The 19,236-nt window shown below is 41.1% G+C and carries 18 protein-coding genes; 10 read left to right on the top strand and 8 right to left on the bottom strand.

Going from position 1 to position 19,236, the window contains the following annotated elements:
* Window positions 1-2: 2 nt before the first annotated feature.
* The 3 genes from cysQ to KZP23_RS07995 all read left to right on the top strand — a co-directional run bounded on the left by cysQ (window position 3) and on the right by KZP23_RS07995 (window position 2,102).
* A complete protein-coding gene (cysQ, locus tag KZP23_RS08005; RefSeq protein ID WP_226335648.1) occupies window positions 3-767 on the top strand; it encodes a 3'(2'),5'-bisphosphate nucleotidase CysQ in 765 nt (254 codons plus the stop codon).
* 271 nt (window positions 768-1,038) lie between these two features.
* Window positions 1,039-1,488, top strand: a complete 450-nt coding sequence (locus KZP23_RS08000; RefSeq protein ID WP_226335647.1) for a MarR family transcriptional regulator — start codon at window positions 1,039-1,041, stop codon at window positions 1,486-1,488.
* An 86-nt stretch (window positions 1,489-1,574) separates the two neighbouring features.
* Entirely contained in the window at window positions 1,575-2,102 is a 528-nt protein-coding gene (locus tag KZP23_RS07995; RefSeq protein WP_226335645.1) for a YceI family protein, read from the top strand.
* A 345-nt stretch (window positions 2,103-2,447) separates the two neighbouring features.
* Here the strand turns inward: KZP23_RS07995 and KZP23_RS07990 are convergent, their stop codons facing one another.
* On the bottom strand, window positions 2,448-2,636 hold the full coding sequence (locus tag KZP23_RS07990) for a hypothetical protein (RefSeq protein WP_226335643.1): 189 nt from the start codon (window positions 2,634-2,636) through the stop codon (window positions 2,448-2,450).
* Window positions 2,637-2,776: 140 nt separating this feature from the next.
* Here KZP23_RS07990 and KZP23_RS07985 point away from each other — a divergent pair, with 140 nt between their 5' ends.
* Window positions 2,777-3,997: an NAD(P)-dependent oxidoreductase gene (locus KZP23_RS07985; RefSeq protein WP_226335642.1), complete on the top strand. Its 1,221-nt coding sequence runs from the start codon at window positions 2,777-2,779 to the stop codon at window positions 3,995-3,997.
* The gene (gene deoC / locus KZP23_RS07980) at window positions 3,990-4,658 is read left to right on the top strand and encodes a deoxyribose-phosphate aldolase (protein WP_226335640.1); all 669 of its coding nucleotides are present in this window, start codon (window positions 3,990-3,992) and stop codon (window positions 4,656-4,658) included. Before KZP23_RS07985 ends, deoC begins: the two co-directional genes overlap by 8 nt.
* Here the strand turns inward: deoC and KZP23_RS07975 are convergent.
* The gene (locus tag KZP23_RS07975; protein ID WP_226335638.1) at window positions 4,651-5,796 is read right to left on the bottom strand and encodes a Na/Pi symporter; all 1,146 of its coding nucleotides are present in this window, start codon (window positions 5,794-5,796) and stop codon (window positions 4,651-4,653) included. The two genes, deoC and KZP23_RS07975, sit on opposite strands and share 8 nt — an antisense overlap.
* Window positions 5,797-6,169: 373 nt before the next feature.
* On the opposite strand from KZP23_RS07975, the gene KZP23_RS07970 reads away from it, so the two are divergent.
* The 4 genes from KZP23_RS07970 (at window position 6,170) to KZP23_RS07955 (ending at window position 11,438) form a co-directional block, all read left to right on the top strand.
* Window positions 6,170-7,300 carry a hypothetical protein gene (locus KZP23_RS07970; protein ID WP_226335637.1) on the top strand — a complete coding sequence of 377 codons (1,131 nt, stop codon included), beginning with the start codon at window positions 6,170-6,172 and terminating at the stop codon, window positions 7,298-7,300.
* A gap of 124 nt (window positions 7,301-7,424) precedes the next feature.
* The gene (locus KZP23_RS07965; protein ID WP_226336502.1) at window positions 7,425-7,868 is read left to right on the top strand and encodes a nucleoside deaminase; all 444 of its coding nucleotides are present in this window, start codon (window positions 7,425-7,427) and stop codon (window positions 7,866-7,868) included.
* Window positions 7,869-7,973: 105 nt separating this feature from the next.
* Window positions 7,974-8,579, top strand: coding sequence for a superoxide dismutase (locus tag KZP23_RS07960; protein WP_226335636.1), 606 nt, complete (start codon window positions 7,974-7,976; stop codon window positions 8,577-8,579).
* A gap of 423 nt (window positions 8,580-9,002) precedes the next feature.
* A complete protein-coding gene (locus KZP23_RS07955) occupies window positions 9,003-11,438 on the top strand; it encodes a TonB-dependent receptor domain-containing protein (protein WP_226335635.1) in 2,436 nt (811 codons plus the stop codon).
* Window positions 11,439-11,868: 430 nt separating this feature from the next.
* Here the strand turns inward: KZP23_RS07955 and KZP23_RS07950 are convergent, their stop codons facing one another.
* Both KZP23_RS07950 and KZP23_RS07945 read right to left on the bottom strand, forming a co-directional pair.
* A complete protein-coding gene (locus KZP23_RS07950; RefSeq protein ID WP_226335633.1) occupies window positions 11,869-12,333 on the bottom strand; it encodes a MaoC family dehydratase in 465 nt (154 codons plus the stop codon).
* 138 nt (window positions 12,334-12,471) lie between these two features.
* On the bottom strand, window positions 12,472-13,788 hold the full coding sequence (locus KZP23_RS07945) for a DEAD/DEAH box helicase (protein ID WP_226335631.1): 1,317 nt from the start codon (window positions 13,786-13,788) through the stop codon (window positions 12,472-12,474).
* A 52-nt stretch (window positions 13,789-13,840) separates the two neighbouring features.
* Between KZP23_RS07945 and KZP23_RS07940 the strand changes: the two genes are divergently transcribed.
* On the top strand, window positions 13,841-14,062 hold the full coding sequence (locus tag KZP23_RS07940; RefSeq protein WP_226335630.1) for a VF530 family protein: 222 nt from the start codon (window positions 13,841-13,843) through the stop codon (window positions 14,060-14,062).
* A gap of 149 nt (window positions 14,063-14,211) precedes the next feature.
* Here the strand turns inward: KZP23_RS07940 and KZP23_RS07935 are convergent, their stop codons facing one another.
* The 4 genes from KZP23_RS07935 to KZP23_RS07920 form a co-directional block, all read right to left on the bottom strand.
* A complete protein-coding gene (locus tag KZP23_RS07935; RefSeq protein ID WP_226335628.1) occupies window positions 14,212-14,727 on the bottom strand; it encodes a heme-binding domain-containing protein in 516 nt (171 codons plus the stop codon).
* A gap of 715 nt (window positions 14,728-15,442) precedes the next feature.
* Complete coding sequence (locus KZP23_RS07930) at window positions 15,443-16,969, bottom strand: P-loop NTPase family protein (RefSeq protein WP_226335627.1); 1,527 nt, start codon at window positions 16,967-16,969, stop codon at window positions 15,443-15,445.
* Between the two features lie 2 nt (window positions 16,970-16,971).
* Entirely contained in the window at window positions 16,972-18,072 is a 1,101-nt protein-coding gene (locus tag KZP23_RS07925; protein WP_226335626.1) for a vWA domain-containing protein, read from the bottom strand.
* Between the two features lie 63 nt (window positions 18,073-18,135).
* The gene (locus KZP23_RS07920) at window positions 18,136-19,053 is read right to left on the bottom strand and encodes an IS1595 family transposase (RefSeq protein WP_226332547.1); all 918 of its coding nucleotides are present in this window, start codon (window positions 19,051-19,053) and stop codon (window positions 18,136-18,138) included.
* Window positions 19,054-19,236: the final 183 nt, after the last annotated feature.

The raw sequence follows: 19,236 nt of genomic DNA, 5'->3' as shown, positions 1-19,236 counted from the left end.
CCATGAACATCAATATCGAACAACTTACCCAAACGGCTGTAATGGCCGCAAGAGCTGCAGGGACTTCAATCATGAAGGTATACCAATCGAGCGATTTTGGTCTGGAATACAAAGCTGACGACTCACCACTCACGGAGGCAGATAAAGCGGCACATGAGGAGATCATCCAAGAGCTCAAGCATACAGGGCTCCCAATACTGTCTGAAGAAGGAAGGAAGGTCCCTTATGAAGAACGTAAACGTTGGGAATATTTTTGGTTGGTGGACCCTCTGGATGGAACAAAGGAATTTGTCAAGAGGAATGGAGAATTTACAGTAAATATAGCCTTGATCCACAAAGACAAACCTATAATGGGTGTGCTCTATGCTCCGGTTTTGGATTGGATGTACTGGGGTAACAGTAATGAAGGGACCTGGAAGCAAGAGGGACAACAGGCACCATATCAACTAAAGGCCAAAAACGGTACAGCCATAAAAGCCATTGTGGTGAGCTTGTCCCATCAAAGCGAGACAACCAAAAAGTTCATGAAAGACTACCCCAATGTCGATATTATAAGTATGGGAAGCTCCCTGAAGTTCATGCTGTTGGCAGAAGATAAAGCCCAACTATACCCCCGCTTTGCCCCTACTATGGAATGGGACACTGCAGCAGCACATGGGATTTTGCTGTCTTTGGGAGCGGATATTTTAAAATTCCCAGAAAATAAAAGTCTGGTCTATAATAAGGAAAATCTTTTGAACCCATTTTTCATAGCAAAAACCCCATAAGGGCTATGCTCTTATCCTGTTCCAATACCGGAGATTAATCAGATCTAACTGCCTGGAGAAAGGTGTCCAAAGTGATGAACAAAACCCTTCTGCGAAAGCCTGTCTACGGCCAATTTGATCAATCAGCCTGGCAAAAAAATGTGACTAATAAGGTATCCTAAAGCAGCACGCTAGAGTCTTATCCGTAATTATTTTTAAAAAAATCGCAGAACATGAAACCTTTATCGTCAATTAAATGTATATACATTAAATACAGCAACAAAAAGTTTACATGAAGCTCGAAGAGGCCATACAGCAGAAGTCATTCAAAAGCCCTATGAACAAGGCAGTAGTTAACCTGCTTTATACTCAAAGTTATATTGTAACGCAGCAGGTGAAGTTATTTAAGCCTTTTGGAATATCTCCCGAACAATATAATGTCTTAAGGATTCTCAGGGGATATCAGCCAGATCCGATGACCGTTTCCTCCATACAGGATCGGATGCTGAATAAAATGTCCAATGCTTCCCGTTTGGTGGAGAAGTTAAAGCAAAAGGGATTTGTCAGCAGGAAAGAATGTCCCAATGACAGAAGACAGGTGGACATCCATATTACTGAGGAAGGCCTGGCGCTATTGGATAAACTCGATAATGAGATCCAACAGCTGAACAAAAAAGTCATTAACCTTAACGATGAAGAGGTCAATCTTCTCAATGACTTATTGGATAAGTTAAGGGGATAAAAAAATTTAAACCAATACATGTATATACAAGCAATGTGTATACCTTAAAAATTAAATTTCATAAAACAATAAAAACCGTAAAAGTTATGAGTACTACAAAATGGACTATCGACCCTACCCATTCAGAAATCAATTTCAAAGCGAAACATTTGGTGATTTCTACAGTGACAGGAAAATTCAAAAAGTTTGAAGGCGAAGCAGAAGTAGCTGCTGAAGATTTTGATGGCGCAAATGTTGGTTTTACTGCAGATATCGACAGTATAGACACCAACCAATCTGACAGAGATGCCCACTTGAAATCCGGTGATTTCTTCAATGCCGAGCAATACCCAAAGTTAAAATTCGCTAATGGCGTATTGGTAAAGAATGGAGGCGACTATGTCCTGAAGGGCGACCTTACCATCAAAGACACCACAAAACCAGTGGAATTGGCCGTTGATTTCGGAGGTGTAGCAGATGACCCTTATGGCAATACCAAGGCAGGTTTTGAGCTAGAGGGCAAGATCAGCAGAAAAGAATTTGGACTTACCTGGAATGCCGTTACCGAAGCAGGAAGCGTGGTAGTAGGCGACCAAATCAAGATTTTGGCCAGCATACAGTTGGTGAAAAACTAAGCAAAATTAACACCGCATATTTTTAGAAGCTGCCTCATAACTAAATAAGTCCGTCATCACGAGAGATCAACATTTTATCAAATATAAAAGAGTTGTATGACGTGAGCTTCAAATCGATGTCATGCTGACGATAGGAAGCATCTCTTCCAGTAACGATTAGGAAAAGAGATCCTTCCTTTGTCAGGATGACTTTGATTCAGGTCACTGTCAATGGTAGCAAAGCGAAGTGATCTCGATGTGATCTCATTGCACGTATAACGAGATTGCTTCTCCTTGGTGTACTTCGACAAGCTCAGTATCCCAAGAATCGCAATGACAGAGGTTTATGAGGCAGCTTCTTTATTTTTAGCCCTTGTATTTTTTATATTTGCCCCAGAAGTATGCAGGAAAAACCAGGGCTTTTAATTTCCATTGATTCTTTTCATTAAAGCTCAATTCCTCATCCTTATGTACAGTGATATACATCATGGAGGCCATGATGGCATGTCCGAACAATAACAGGAAAAGCACAGCGTATAGGATAAGTTCTTTCATTTTTGAAGATGGATTTATACCAAGCTACTTCCATGGAAATTGGTAAATTCTTTCTATATTATGATAAGTAGGCCAAGCCTCACTTTTAATTATTTTGAACTGGAAAATAGCCATGCGAATATCCAAAAATTAACCCGCTTATGAAAATAGCTTTGATCAAAGAAGGTAAAATTCCTAGTGATAGGCGTGTCCCCTTTAGTCCCCAACAAGTAAGCGCATTGAACCAAAAATATAAAGGAAAAGCTTCATTTGTCGTCCAATCCAGTAATATCAGGGCATTTACAGATGAAGAATATGAGGTAGAAGGTGTCCACATCGTCGAGGATGTCTCCGATTGTGATGTGCTTATGGGGGTAAAAGAAGTCCCTATAGCTGATTTGATAGGCGGAAAAACCTATTTTTTCTTTTCGCACACCATCAAGGCCCAAGCCTATAACCGCACATTATTACAAACTATTTTAAGAAAAAACATTCAATTGATCGATTATGAGGTTCTGCGCCAAGGAGAGGAGAGAGTGGTTGCCTTTGGCCGCTGGGCGGGGATAGTAGGTGGCTATAATGGCCTTTGGACCTATGGAAAAAAAACAGGCCTGTTTGATTTGAAAAGGGCCAAGGATTGCTTTGATCTGGAAGAACTCCATACCGAGCTAAAGCACATTCAATTGCCCCCTATCAAAATGGTCATCACAGGCAATGGCCGTGTGGGCAATGGCGTAAAGGAAATTCTACTCGTGGCTGGGATTAGGGAAGTGAGTCCAAAAGAACTGATCAATAATTATTATGAAGAACCTGTATTTGCCCAACTGGCCATGGAGGATTATAATCGAAGAAAAACCGATGGTGGCTATGAAAAACAGGAATTTTATACCCAAGCTGAGAAATATGAAAGTCACTTTTTTAAGTACGCAGAAGTAAGTGAGATTTTATTCGCTGCTGCCTATTGGGATCCTAAAGCACCTAGATTATTTGAGCTGTCAGATGTACCCAAAGAGGAATTCAACCTATCTGTCATTGCTGACATCACCTGCGATATTAATGGCTCCGTGCCCACCACCATCAGACCGAGCACCATCGCTGATCCGGTATATGATATCGATAGATTGAGCTTGCAAGAACTGCCTGCTTTTGGATCACAGCACAGCATCTCAGTAATGGCCATTGACAACCTCCCCTGCGAATTGCCCAGGGATGCTTCAGCGGATTTTGGTGCCCAATTGATGCGCCATGTAGTTCCCGTATTATTAGCTGATGAAGAACAGGATTTAATCGATGATGCTTCCATTACAAAAAATGGTGAGTTGACTGAAAAATTCAGTTATCTACAAGATTTTGTAAAAGAGATTCCCTCGGACCATGCTTGATATCAAAAGATATATTGAACATACCCAACTAAGCCCCAAGTTGAGCGAGCACGACATTAATCAGCTGATCCAGCAAGCACGAACCCATGAATTTCTTGGGGTATGTGTTCCCCCTTTTTGGGTAAAAAAGGTAAAGCGGGAACTACAGGACCTGGATATACAGGTAGTAACCGTAGTGGGCTTTCCACTGGGCTACCAAATGACAGAAACCAAGGTCTTTGAGACCGAAAAGGCCATCAAAGACGGTGCTGATGAAATTGATGTGGTTTGGTCCCTTTCCGCCTATAAATCCGGGATGAATTGGCCAAAAATAGAACTGGCCAAACTTTCAAGTCTTTGCCACGAACAGGGGAACATCTTGAAAGTCATTATAGAAACTGCCTATTTGAGCCAACAGGAAATTATCGAAGCTTGCAAAATCGGCAGTGATGCCGGGGTGGACTTTATAAAGACCTCTACCGGTTATGCTTCCTCTGGAGCCAAGGAAGAAGATATTCAGTTGATGCGAAGCGTTTTGCCCAGTAATGTTGGGATCAAGGCAAGCGGAGGCATAAAGACTTATATGCAGGCCAAGACTATGATTGCAGCCGGTGCTGACCGCATTGGTAGCAGTTCTGGTTTATCAATCATTCAAGAATGGGAAGCTGAAAAAATTATTTGATTGTATCTTCGGGCATTTTTTTCAGCTGTATAACTGTCTCCTGATCATTGATATCCAGATCCCTAACATCATCATCTTTATTGAAATAGATCAATAAAAATGGTATAACAAAGAAAGCCATCAAAATATAGGCTATGCCTATGATCTTCCTCTTGGCCGCCTGCCTACCAAAATAAATGGCCATTTTAACCGGAATATTTCTCAAGGCAGGAAAAGGCAGGAATATCAAGGTTCCGAAGAAATTGATCAGAAAATGTACCAGCGCAATGGCAATGGCAGCTTCATTTTTAAACATTGCAGCAATCCCCGCAGTAATGGTCGTTCCTATATTGGCACCAAGTATAAAGGGAAAAGATTTCCCCAATCCCACCTTTTTTGTTGCTACAGCGGGCACCAATAAGCAGGTGGTCACCGTACTGGACTGAACGGCTGCGGTAAAAAACATTCCGTAAAGAAAACCTCTGTAAGGGCTTTTAAAGATATGCTTACTGACTTGTTTGAAATCCTTGGAAAGGAAGGTCTTATAGACTGAAGATGAGAGTAATTTAATGGATAAAAATATCAGCAACACGCTGATGATCAATGAAACTACCGGGAGACTCACCAGATCCACCAGATAATTGGACAATGGGCGCGTGAATATCACATTATAGGAAAATCGGTTATGTAATATATGACCGTCACTAAAGACATTAATGGAAACCATGCTGGCAATTTGGCTTAAAAAGCCAAAATAATATTCCAGTGGCAACAGAATAATCACCGTAATAATATTAAATATATCGTGGAGCACCCCTGCTGAAATGGCCTTTCTGAATTCCCCTTTTTTCATGATAAAGGTAAAAGAAACCAAAGTAGAAGTAATCGTGGTACCTATATTGGCGCCCATCACTAGAGGCACCGCCTGCATGATACTGAGATTTCCAGCGGCGACCACTGCTACGACCATGGCAGTAACGGTGCTGCTGGACTGGATGAGGGCTGTCATCAGCAAACCTATAAAAAGCCCTACAAATGGATTATTAGTGGCCATAAAAATTTTGTTGGCCACTTCATTATTAAGGTGCAGCAAAGAGACCGTTAGGAGATCAATGGAGAGCATGAACAGGACCAATGCAATCAATATTTGCATTCCCATGAACAACCGCTTTGAAGATAATTTTTGTTCTAAGGTCTCCGCCATTTAATTTTAATGTCTCCTCCTATACGTTCTTATTAATCCAATCCACAAAATTAAGTCTAAGCTAAATATAATTTGAGATAGTGTATGAAGCTTATGTTAACAATATGCTTGAACCGGGTAAATCCCTGACAATTACCCCAATATTTTATTCGTGATTAAGTGCTTTTTTGTGTTATTCGTTTTGTAAAAATAATATTAAAAAGCATATTGTAAAACGTAATGGTAGTTTAATAGGGACAATAGATGAAGTTAACAATTTATTAATATTATCTCGATTAAACTTAATTAACTTTGTGGCCTAATAATAAAAACCGCCAAAAACAAATCTATGGCTAAGCTTAAAGATCAAAACATCAATCAGGACGCACTTTCTAAAGCGGCCTATTCACTTTTTGATTTTACAAAAAAAGAAAAATCCTTCCTTCTTGTACTCTGTATTTTGGTATCCATAGCGGGTTTTATCACCCAGTATACCTATGCAGCCATGTGGTTTGGGTTTACCTTGGCAGCCTACTCTGCCATCGGTAATGACAGTATTCAGACCATTGGGACTTTTATTGCCTCCAACCAAAGGAAAAAATGGTATTGGCTCTGGCTCTTTATGGGCGGGATATTCGTCGCTACTGCCGTTTACAGTTGGGTCAACTATGGAGGAGATGTGAGTTACCAGCGACTTTATGTCAAGGGCTTGGACAAGGCTCCTGAGAAATTCGTTTTTCTGCAATTGGCAGCCCCTATTGTCCTTATGGTCATGACCAGAATGAGGATGCCGGTTTCTACGACATTCTTGCTGCTCAATGTATTCACCTATAAAGCGGGAACCATAGTAGGTGTAGTCCAAAAAAGTTTGGTGGGCTATTTACTGGCTTTTGTTATTGCGATATTCTTTTGGTTTGCTCTGGAGAAGCTGGTGACCAACTACCTTAAAGGTAAGGCCAAAAATTACTGGTATGTCCTACAATGGATCACCTCAGGTACCCTGTGGTCACTGTGGTTAATGCAGGACGCGGCAAATATCGCAGTATTCCTTCCCAGGGCACTGAATATATATGAGTTTATCGCCTACGCCGGCTTTATTTTCTTTGGATTAGGATTCCTTTTCTATTTCAAAGGAGATAGGATCCAAGGTATAGTGAATGAAAAGTCAAAAGTAACTGATGTAAGGGCCGCCACCATAGTGGACTTTATCTACTGTATACTCTTGTTTTATTTCAAAATGTACAGCAAGATGCCCATGAGTACCACATGGGTATTTATAGGCCTTTTGGGAGGTAGAGAGATTGCCATTGCACTTGCCAAGTCCAAAAAACTGAAGAAAAGAAAAGCCCGGTTATTCAGGGCCTATAAGATGGCCAGCAGTGATATCCTAAAAGCCAGTATCGGTTTATTGGTATCCCTGATTCTGGCCTTGATCATCAATGAAGGCGTTCGAAAAGAAATATTCGATTTGATTTTCTAAATCATAGAAAGCGGCACTTGCCGCTTTTTTTTTGCCTCATAATTAAGCTTTTGTTTCTATAGTGGCATTTGGGGTTTTGTCTCTAAGTAAAATTACCTTAAATTCATCGATTAAATTATCAATGATGGAATTGTATTCCCCTGAATATTTTATGAACGAGGCCCTTAAACAGGCCAAGTTGGCTTATGAAGATAATGAAATACCAGTAGGTGCCGTTATCGTTTGTAGGAACAGGATCATCGCCCGGGCCTATAACCAAACGGAAAAACTCACAGATGTAACGGCCCATGCAGAGGTGCTGGCCATTACAGCCGCTTCAGATGCATTGGGGGCTAAATACCTCACCGAGTGTGAGCTTTTTGTTACCTTAGAACCCTGTGTCATGTGTGCAGGAGCCAGTTTTTGGGCACAACTTGGCGGCATTCATTTTGCTGCATCAGATCCGAAGAGAGGCTTTGGAAGGTTATCAGAGCAAGTGCTGCATCCTAAAACCAAGATTTCAAGTGGTTTAATGGGGGAAGAGTCCAAAGCATTACTGGATGCTTTTTTCAAAAAGTTGAGGAAATAGCAGTTTAAAGCAATTTATAGAACCATTTTTGATTGATCTTGGTTTGTTGAGTAAGAATTTAATAAGAATTATTATTTCATGTTAAACTATAAAATTTTATAAACAATGGCTTTTGAGTTACCAAAACTACCTTATGATGTCAATGCATTGGAACCAAGTATCGATGCTAAAACAATGGAAATTCACCACGGAAAGCACCACAATGCTTATGTAGCTAAATTGAACGATGCCATTGCCGGTACAGACCTTGAAGGTAAGAGCCTTGAAGAGTTGATGAAAGTAGCTGGCTCAAATGCAGCAGTAAGAAATAATGGTGGTGGCCACTATAACCACTCACTTTTCTGGACGATCCTTTCTCCTAATGGCGGAGGAGCTCCTACAGGTGAATTGGCAGCAGCTATCGATGCCAAGTTCGGTTCATTTGACGCTTTCAAAGAAGAGTTCAACAAAGCTGCCGCTACTAGATTCGGCTCAGGATGGGCTTGGTTGTGTGTAGATACTAAAAAAGAACTTTGTGTATGTTCTTCTCCAAACCAAGACAACCCAGTGATGGATGTAGCTGAGTGTCCTGGTACTCCTATCCTTGGATTGGATGTTTGGGAACATGCTTATTATTTGAACTACCAAAACAGAAGACCTGATTATATCTCTGCTTTCTGGGATGTGGTTAACTGGGAAGAAGTAAGCAAAAGATACGCTGCAGCTAAATAATTAGCCGCCAAAGACTAAAATTAGCTGATATAGTCCTCGGTCCATATTTTTGGGTCGGGGACTTTTTTTTGTTCATATCCTTCAGTTCCAACTTTTTTGCTATTCGGGATTTGTAATCCCGAATAGATATCAAGGAGGATTTTAAATCCTCCGCTATTTCAGGTTCAGGATTACAAATCCAGAACAGTCCGAACAGCCTGAATGACCTTACTCATTTTTCATAACACAAGCCTCTTCCTAATCGGATAATACCATAAGACCTTACTGTCCATTTCATAAACGTACGGTAAAAGTGTTCGGAATCGATACAGGTACTATTGATATAAAAGCAGTAAAACGGCCTTTGGAGGCAATATAAAGGGGTTTATCCCTTTTGGCACTACATTTTCAAGAGGATGCTTAAATAAAATGAACCAGCATATCATGAAAATCTTTTACCAAATCTCACTTATTCTAATTGCCTATCTTTTTAGCTCAGGGGTGGCATTTTCACAAAAAACAGGCGCACTGAGCGGGCAGGTAGTCGATAGCCAGGGAAAGGTGATGCCTTTTGCCAATATTTCCCTATTGGATCATGAGACGGGAACACTTATTTCCGGGGTTGTCTCTGACGATAATGGTAGGTTTTCATTAACAGTAAATTCCGGCGAAGGAATGGCCGTGTTGAATGTTTCCACTATTGGATTCAGAGCTTACCAATCCACTCCTTTTAAACTGAACAAAGGCATGAACAAGGATTTCGGTGTAATCCAGCTGGAAGAAGAAGCTACGGCCCTGGATGAGGTGGAAGTAAGAAGCAGCCGACCTGAAGTGATCATAGAAGCGGACAGGACAGTAGTCAATATAGAGGGTACGGTGATGGCAGAAGGCAGCAATGCCTTGGAGGTATTGGGCAGATCCCCTGGCGTATATGTGGATGGTGACGGCAATATCAATCTTAATGGCCGCTCAGGGGTGATCGTCTTATTAGACGACCGTCAGACCTATATGAGCTCTACTGAGCTGGCGGATTTTTTAAGGGCCATGCCTGCTGACAATATCAAAAGCATCGAAGTTATCAATAACCCACCTGCCAAATACGATGCAGAAGGGGCTGCAGGCGTACTGAATATCAAACTAAAGAAGAATGATTATAATGGCACTAACGGCAGCATACAGGTGGGCAATTATTATAATGGCAGAAATGCTCCCTTTGCAGGGGCAAGCCTCAATATCAAACGTGGCAAATGGACTACTAACAGCAGCCTCAATTACAGTTCCTGGGTACGCGATATCGACCTGAGTATCTTAAGGAGATTCCAATTGGCAGAAGGAGAATCGGTATTTGACCAGGATGCCCTGTTGGGCCTTGGTGGTAAAAGTGTCTATTTCACAGGAGGAGCAGATTATCAAGTCAACGAAAAACATACAGTAGGGATAAACCTTCAGGCCTCCGATTATAATGGATATAATAATGGAAACTCCTTGACCGATATTTCAAGCCCTGAAAACAACGATATCAATCATCTCAATGCCATCAATGATGCAGATAACGATAATAGAAGGTTTTTTGGCAACTTTCACTATATAGGTAATCTGGACACATTGGGGACCAAGTTAAGTGCTGATATCGATTACACCACGGTGGATGGTGGATCTTTAAGCCTACTGAACAATGATTATTGGGTGAATGATGCTACAGAAGCAGGCACTATGGACAGGATATTGACCGATAATACGATGAATTACAATATCTTCACGGCCAAAACTGATTTCACCAAACCACTAGGAGAAAAGACCAAATTCGAAGCAGGCTTAAAAGGCAGCTGGGTGGAATCAAATAATATCCTAGAAATCTCCAGAAGTGAAGAAGAGGGACCTTTTGAACCAGATGCAAATAGCAACCATTTTATCTATAATGAAAATGTCTTGGCGGCTTACACCTCAGTAAAAGCTCCTCTAAGTGAAAAGTTAGATTTTCAAGCAGGACTAAGGCTGGAATATTCAGATATCACTGGGAACTCGGTCACTCTGAACAAGATAAATAAGCAGGAATATGTCAACTTATTTCCAAGTGCCTATTTACAGCATAAGATCTCGGATAAATATCAAATCACCTATAATATCAACAGAAGGATCACCAGACCCAATTATAGGCTTTTGAATCCCTTTGTGTTCTATATAGATCCATTGACGACCGAGCAGGGAAACCCCAATTTAAAACCTCAGTATGCCAATAATTTTGAGATGAGCCATGTCATAAAGGGAGCATATCAATTTACCATGGCCTATTCCAAGACCACCAATGCATTTGGACAGGTCATGACCCAAGATGAAGAAAGCCGCAAAACAACCCTTCAAATGCAGAACTTTGACAAATCGGAAGACTTCGGGTTGAGAATGATGCTGCCGGTGGAAATTGCAGAATGGTACAGCACCAGCAATATGCTACAGCTTTCTTACAAAACCTATCAGTCGCAATTGGGGGATGATTTTCTGGATGTATCGCAGTTTTCTTATAATGTCAGAAGCCAACATAATGTCACCTTGCCCAAGGGCTTTAAAGTGGAGCTGGTCGGAATGTACATTAGTCCATTCCTCGAGGGGCAATTGGAAGCCAAGGGCTTTGGCTGGGTAGACGCGGGGATCACCAAAACCTTCAAGGATGATACCTTTGCCCTAACCTTAAACGGGAATGACCTGTTCAGAACAGCTGGCTTCAGGGGAAAGATCAACTTTGGCGATATCAATACGGAAATCCGGCAATACAATAGTCAGCAATCCCTTCGTTTGACACTAAGGTGGAAATTCTCCAAAGGTGAAAACTTTAAGGTTTCTAGCAGAAGCGGTAGCACAGAAGAAAGAAACCGACTGGATTAATCCTTCCCTGTGCCATAAGACTAAAAAAATGAGCAAAACATAATTTATTGAAAGACTTTATTTTGGTTTAACAACAAAAAAGTAGCCTCTCCTGGAGGCTATTTTTTTATCCCTTTAAAAAAGGTACAGCATTTTTCATGGACCAAGCCGAAAAGCTGGGGGCAGTCTATTTTAGCTTTGATATGGGCTATTTATAACCATAGATGGATAAAGATGAACACGGATATGCTTATTTATAATACATCTGCGTTCATCCTTTTAAGCAATTGACTATCTAGGCAGGTTGATTAATTCAACTACGCTTAATCTGACAAGGGAAAACAAAAATTTAAGTTTGAAATTATTCACCCGAGAAATATTGCTTGATCTCCAACTTTTAGCCTGATCCTTTTTAAACTGTGCCCATTAAGGATCAAAATCCACTTACATTTTATTTGAAATGATAGAGAAAGACCAATTTACCTGTAAAAGCCGGTTTCTTTTGGTCTTTGATCTCCAGTTTGATTTCCATTTCAGTCTTTACCGTTCCTCTCAAGTTGGTGATATTGGCCAATTTGGCATGCAGTCTCACTTCACTGTCCACTACTACTGGCTGGGCAAAGCGCAAGGACTCTATACCATAGTTGACCAACATTTTCAAGTTATTCACCTGAACAATTTGCTCCCATAAAAAAGGCACCAAAGACAAGGTCAAATATCCATGGGCAATGGTATTACCAAAAGCTCCTTCCACCTTTGCTTTCTCTGGATCAGTATGGATCCACTGATGGTCAAGGGTAGCATCCGCGAATTTATTAATTTGATCCTGGGTGATCTTATGGTAGTCAGAGATTCCTAATGGTTGACCGATATATTTTTCGAATTCTTCGAAACTGTTAATTACAAGTTGACTCATGGGGTATGGATATATAAAGTTTTGAAAAGCGAATATACATAAAAGCCTTCACTTAGGAAATCACCTGTTTTTCGGAGCAGATCGGTACATTTTCTATACCTTCTCTCCATTTTTTGGTAATAGCTATTGATTCCTTTCCTACTTGGCCAAGGTCACTTTGATGGCTTTACGCTTTATTTTTTGGTTCTTAGCAGCTTCAATGGCCTGCTTGTATTTTGCCCTGCTTACGGCCACATATGAAAAGAAATCCTTTACTTCAATGAGGCCAAGGTCCTCTTTTGTCATGAAGTCAAATTGAAGGAAAAAACCTACTAAATCTATTTTATTGACTTTATGTTTTTTCCCTTTATTGATATGCAAGGTGGCAAATGCCGGCTGGACATTTTTTTCTGCTTCTTCCAAAAGCAATTCCTCCGGTTTATACCCTAGATATTTGGGCAAATAGTCCGTTTCCGTCATTAGCAGAACACTGGTACCTGTCGCTTTCATCCTGGCAGTCCTACCATTTCGGTGAACAAAGGTGGTTTCCTGTGGAGGAATCTGAAAATGTACCACATAATCCAAATCAGGAATATCAATCCCCCTGGAAGCAATATCCGTAGCAATCAAAACCTGGGCACTGCCGTTTCTGAATTTGGTCAGTTGGGATTCCCTTTCATCTTGCTCTAAACCTCCTCTGAATAAGGAAAAAATGACCCGATGTTGCTCCAAAAACTCCCCTATACGATCACAAGCATCCCGGTGATTAGCAAAAACAATAACGTTTTGACCTGCATTTAGGCTTTTTATCAGCTTTAAGAGTCCTTCAAGTTTTTCACCTCTGGGACAAATCAGCTGCTTCACAGTAATATCAGGCTTTTTCTCCACCGCTGCTTCTACCGTATAATGCTCATCAAAATCCAAATAATAGGGTAAATCAATGGCATTGGTTGCCGAAACCAGTATCTTATTTTTCACTTGGTAAAGCTGCCCTGCGATATAGCGCATCTGACCTGTAAAACCCAGCTCTAGCGATTTGTCAAATTCATCAAAAACAAGCTCAGTGATGTGCTCGGGATTAAAAGTCCCTCTTTCCAAATGATCTTTAATTCGCCCCGGTGTCCCTACCAAAATAGTTGGTGGGACAGAAAAGTTTTTCCTTTCTATGCTAAACAAATGACCTCCGTAGCAAGCATTCACTTTCAGGGGTAATTTCATCTGTTTCAAGACACTTTCAATCTGTAGTACCAGTTCTCTGGTGGGGGCCAAAATCAAGGCCTGAACACCTTCTTTTTCTTGCAATTTAGGAAGCATGCTTAGGAGATAAGCTAAGGTTTTTCCACTACCGGTAGGAGCAAGAAGCATTACATTTTGATGCTTCTCAGTAGCTTCAAGAGTAGCTTTTTGCATTTCGTTAAGCGCAGAAATGCCCAGATTTTCCAGAATTGCTTTTTGATTTGTGCTTGAAAGTTTCATGGGACAAAGGTAATTCAAGTATCTTTATAAATTAGTAAAATATCGCTATTCAATGGAAGAACAACCCAACAACCCTTTGCATGGGGTAAAGCTCGAGGAGATAGTAACTGTTTTGGTCAATTATTATGGCTGGGAGAATCTCAGCAGGAAAATCAGGATTAACTGTTTCATCAATGATCCCAGTATCAAAAGCAGCCTGAAGTTTTTAAGAAGAACACCTTGGGCCAGGGAAAAGGTAGAAGACCTTTATCTAGAACTTTTGAAAAAAAGATAGTCAATATCTCCAGCTATCATGAACAGGAAGAAGAAATCAAAGGGAAAACCTATGACATAAGAAAAGAAAGCTATGGCCCTGCTGCATACCGCACAACCATAGCTTTCACATATGAATTATCCCTTGGCTTAGATAAGCCCCGTATAGGATCAATGATTTTCCTCTTGCGGTCTTGGCCTTCTTTTCATGACCAAACTGTCTGCCGGATAATTTTCCTTTAGCATGTCCATTTGTTCCTTGGCCCAACTCATCAATGTATTTTTTTCCGCTTCACTAAGTTGGGCTTCACTATGTAAGCCAAGGGCTGTATAGGATTTTAGTGGCATTTCCCCCTCTTCTATTACCTCGATGATTTCTTCCAATTTGTGATTTTGTCGCGCTATCGGCAAGGTGGTAAAATCATCAAAGTTCAAGTGTCTCTTCCCATCCTTAATATGGCCATCCAGCCACCAGGACACAGGTTGAATATTGGAATACCAAGGATATTCGGTTGTATTGGAGTGACAGTCAGTACAAGCCTTGTTCAAAATGCCCTGCACATTTTCCGGTATGGCATACTCCGCACTCATCGGAGCAGGCTGGGCATTTGAAATATTTTTCTCAGGTCTAATAAACTGGATTATTATGAGCGCTGCAATGAGTCCCAAAAGTATTTTCTTGATCATTTTAATAAAGGTTTATGTTGACGCATTTATAGTTCAATTAAACCCGAAATATGCATTAGCTTATCTACGCCGCGGCGCACAAGTATTACGGACTGAAAATACTTTAAAATCAGACGCTTTGCTGCCTGTTTTCGACTCTACCTGGCGGAAGACAGGTTCACCATAGCGGTGCTATGCCTCAGTCTCCAAACAGCCTGATTTTCTTGCATTTTCAGCCCTCACTACGATTGCTAATGCATAATCCGAGTTAAATGATCTATGCATTTGAAATATATTTCCATCGACCAAATATTGTAAATTTTCTATTGGTATTCACCACTTAATATTGCTGAATATTTTGGTTTTCCTAGCCTAAGAAAAAAGTACCAGATAGTCAGTAAATATAACTAAAGTAAAATCCAAATGAGAAACGAACAACCATTTATTTGATTTCCTATAAAAAGGCAACGAGCTATTCTTTCGTTGGTTCATTATGCAAATTATCATTAATATCACCCCCTAATAAAGCGCTATTACACCTGGCCTCCAAGATCCACCAACACAGTGATGAGATTCCCAGTGTTATAATATGGAATAGTGAAACAGTCAACAGTACACTAAATCAAATCACTTATTTTTATGAATCAAGGTTATTTAGCCAAAAGCAAGATGTCATCAGTCTTCTTGAAGCGCTGATTATTTTATCCTTGCAGAAAACTATCCAAAGATGCAATTCCTAATTCAAATCATCTTCATCGAAATCTCCCTCTTCAGGAGCCCCCATGTCAAACATGCTGCTAAATAAGTCTTTGAACTGCATGCCAGTGTCCAGCAGCTTCTTACTCAGCTGACTGTATTCTGCCAAGCCATGTAGCGCAAATTCCATATAGAATTCCTTCTCCATTTCCGGCATTGACTGTACAAAATCTGTAGTGATCTTTTCAAGCCCAGGCACTTGGTGCAAGGCATTTTTATACTCCTTATCGTTTTGCGAGGCCAAGATATCCAAATGATTGCCTTCTCCAAACCAAGATAGTGGCAATACATAGGGATTGCCCTCTTTATCTTTTTTCTTCTGTTCTGGAGTGGGAAATTTCGAAGCAAATAATGTCCTTATGGCTTTTCCTATTAGGTTATAAGCTACCAGTCCAGCTCCCTCTTGCTCACCTTCATAAACCAATTCTACCTTACCGGTAATGGATGGAATGATACCGATCAGATCTGCGATCCTAGTGACTGTATTATTTTCCCTGTTGAGGTATAATCTCCTTTCTGCTGCTGAAATCAGATTCTCAAAAGCTGTAATAGTCAACCTGGCGGATACCCCGCTTTTCTCATCCACATATTCGCTATGCCTGGCTTCCACCGCCACCTGCTCTATCAGGTCTTTCATTAATTCAGGTACATGGATCTGCTCAATTGGTTTCCCATGAAGCTTTGCTTCTTGCCCGGTAATTTGTTTTCCTATTTCAATATTTTTGGGATAATGGGTAATGATCTGGGATTCTATCCGGTCTTTTAAGGGAGTGACAATACTTCCCCTATTGGTATAATCTTCAGGGTTAGCGGTGAACACAAACTGGATATCCAATGGAAGCCTGAGCTTAAAACCCCGGATCTGTATATCTCCTTCCTGTAGGATATTGAAAAGCGCTACCTGAATCCTGGCCTGCAGATCAGGCAATTCATTGATCACAAAAATCGAACGGTGGGATCGAGGAACCAAACCATAATGGATCACTCGCTCATCACTATAAGAAAGCTTCATCGTAGCCGCCTTAATAGGGTCCACATCTCCAATAAGATCTGCAACAGATACATCTGGTGTGGCCAGCTTTTCGGTATACCTTTCTTCCCGGTGCCACCAGGCTATGGGGGTATCGTCCCCTTTTTCTTTGATCAAATCTTTGGCATAACTTGTCAAAGGTTGCAAGGGATCATCATTAAGTTCCGATCCTGCTACCACTGGAATATACTCGTCCAATAACAAGGTCATCTGCCGGGCAATCCGGGTCTTGGCCTGCCCCCTCAATCCGAGAAAATTGATATTGTGTCTGGAAAGTATAGCCCGTTCTATATCAGGAATCACGGTATCCTCATAGCCCCAAATGCCCTCAAAAACATTTTCCTTTGCTTTGATCTTTCTGATCAGGTTTTGCCGGAGTTCTTCTTTGATAGATCGGGCCTGATAGCCGGCAGCCTTTAGTTCTCCTAAGGTCTTTATTTTCAATAAATCGTTGTTGGTCAATTGCTGATATGTCATGCTCAAAAGCGTTTTGTTCGGTTACGTCTATAATCTTCAAAAATCAAATGTCCCAATCCCTTTAGGCTGCTATAGTATGCATTGCCATTATTTACCTTGGTGAATTCCTGCACAAACTCCTTTAGGTAGGGATCTGAAGCAATCATAAAGGTAGTTACAGGGACTTTGAGTTTACGACATTGGGCGGCAAGCTTTAGGGTTTCGTTCAAAATCTTGCTGTCGATGCCAAAACTGTTTTTATAATATTTGATACCTACTTTCAGACAGGTGGGTTTACCATCCGTGATCATAAAAATCTGTTTATTGGGATTCTTCCTCCTTCTCAATAAATCCATGGCCAATTGCAGTCCGGCCACGGTATTGGTATGGTATGGGCCAACCTGCAAATAGGGCAGATCCTTGATATCTATCTGCCAGGCATCATTTCCAAAAACAATAATATCAAGGGTGTCTTTAGGGTAGCGTGTTTTTATCAGCTCAGCCAATGCCATCGCTACCTTTTTGGCCGGGGTAATCCTATCTTCCCCGTACAAGATCATCGAGTGGGAAATATCGATCATCAAAACCGTGCTGGTCTGGGTACGGTATTCATTCTCGGTCACTTCCAAATCATCCTCTGTCAAAAGAAAGTCACCGCCAAAACCATGATTTGCTTGGGCATTTCTCAGAGAGTCGGTCAGGGCAATTTGCTCCAAATTATCACCAAACTGAAAAGGTCTTCTATCTGTACCCCGCTCCTCTCCTTGGCCAGAGTGGGTAGTGCGATGTTGGCCCCTATTACCTCTTTTGAGTTTTCCAAAAATCTCTTCAAGGGCGCTTTTCCTGATCTGCTGTTCTGATTTGCCCGTGATTTTGAATTCTCCTTTTTGGTTTTCCTCAGTCAAATATCCTTTGTCCTTAAGGTCATCTATAAAATCACCTATGCCATAACCGGGATTGGTAAGTCCATAGCGGTTGTCCAAGTTGCTTAGCCAACTCAAAGCCTCTGCAACATCTCCTCCAGTCATGGTAATCAGCTGAAGAAAAATCTCCAAGAGGTTTTCAAAGGTGCTTTTGTTGGGATCCTTATTCGGGGTGTATTTGGTAAATCTAAATCCTTTCATACAGAAGAGATAACAAGATAGCTACGCGGCTAGTTTACAAAAAGCATAATATGTGTATCCGTTTTACTGCACGTATGGGTAAGTGCCCGCAATAACGAGCCTTTCAAAGAGTCCTTTGCCAAAATATCTTCGGTTCAATCTGTAAACAAACTCATTTAAATAGTTCTGTAAATATTTATAAGTTATCATGTGATATACCCCCAACAGGGTTCTTTTAAGATTACTGATTGCTTTGTGTACCCATTTTAAGGTGTCGTTTACGGACTCCTTTCCCGATGGAACGGCCAAATGGGTGGCCACCACTTCCTCTATTTTCGAGTAGGCCGTGTTCTTGTCTGTAAACAGTACCACATCCCCTACGGTATTGGCCCGGATAAAGGCATTGACACTCTCGCAGTCCACTTTGTCCATGACCCTCATTTTGAAATAGCCACAGCGCTTTGTTTTCTGCCCGGAATCCAGGTCTTCCAAGGGTACCGATTCGGCCGCCACCGCTACTGCGGTCTGTTTCTGGCTGCCTTTTCCACGTTTAAGCTGACCCAAGATCTGGTTCTCCTGTACGGTTTCCATATAACACTCGTCATATTCAATCATGTCACTGAGGATATAAAGCTCATCTCGTTGTCCCATGGCTGACCGTATCCTGTGCATCAGACGGAAAGTGGTCTCATATCGGCTAAGCCCCAGTTGCCGCTGGAGCTCAAGGCAGGAAAACCCTTTCTTGGTCGCCGACATAAACAGCATGGCCAACAGCCAGATACGGAGCGGAAGCTTGCTGTTTTCCATTACCGTCCCTGATTTAAGAGAAGAACGTCTCCGACAACTGCTGCATTCGAAAAACCTGCCGTTGGCAAACCAATAGTGTCGGGTTATCTTCTCACAGTTTTTGCACCGTATACCGCTTTTCTCACGGTATTTCTTGATGTATTGTTCACAACTTTCCTCATCTGGGAAATGGCCCGTAAATTCTATAAGGTTCATAGCTTTTCTTGTTTTTATGCAAGAAAACAACTATCCTGATACCTTGAAATTTAATGACACGTATTGTCATATTTTATTACGTGCACTCTTACGGATACACATAAAGCATAATTTTTAAAATTCAAGTTAATCATTTAAGCTGTATCTGCTATGCTACCTGTTTTATTTATAACTAGTGGAACT

The organism is Echinicola marina (genome assembly GCF_020463795.1).
GTDB lineage: Bacteria > Bacteroidota > Bacteroidia > Cytophagales > Cyclobacteriaceae > Echinicola > Echinicola marina.
This window is presented reverse-complemented; position numbering and strand designations above follow the sequence as displayed.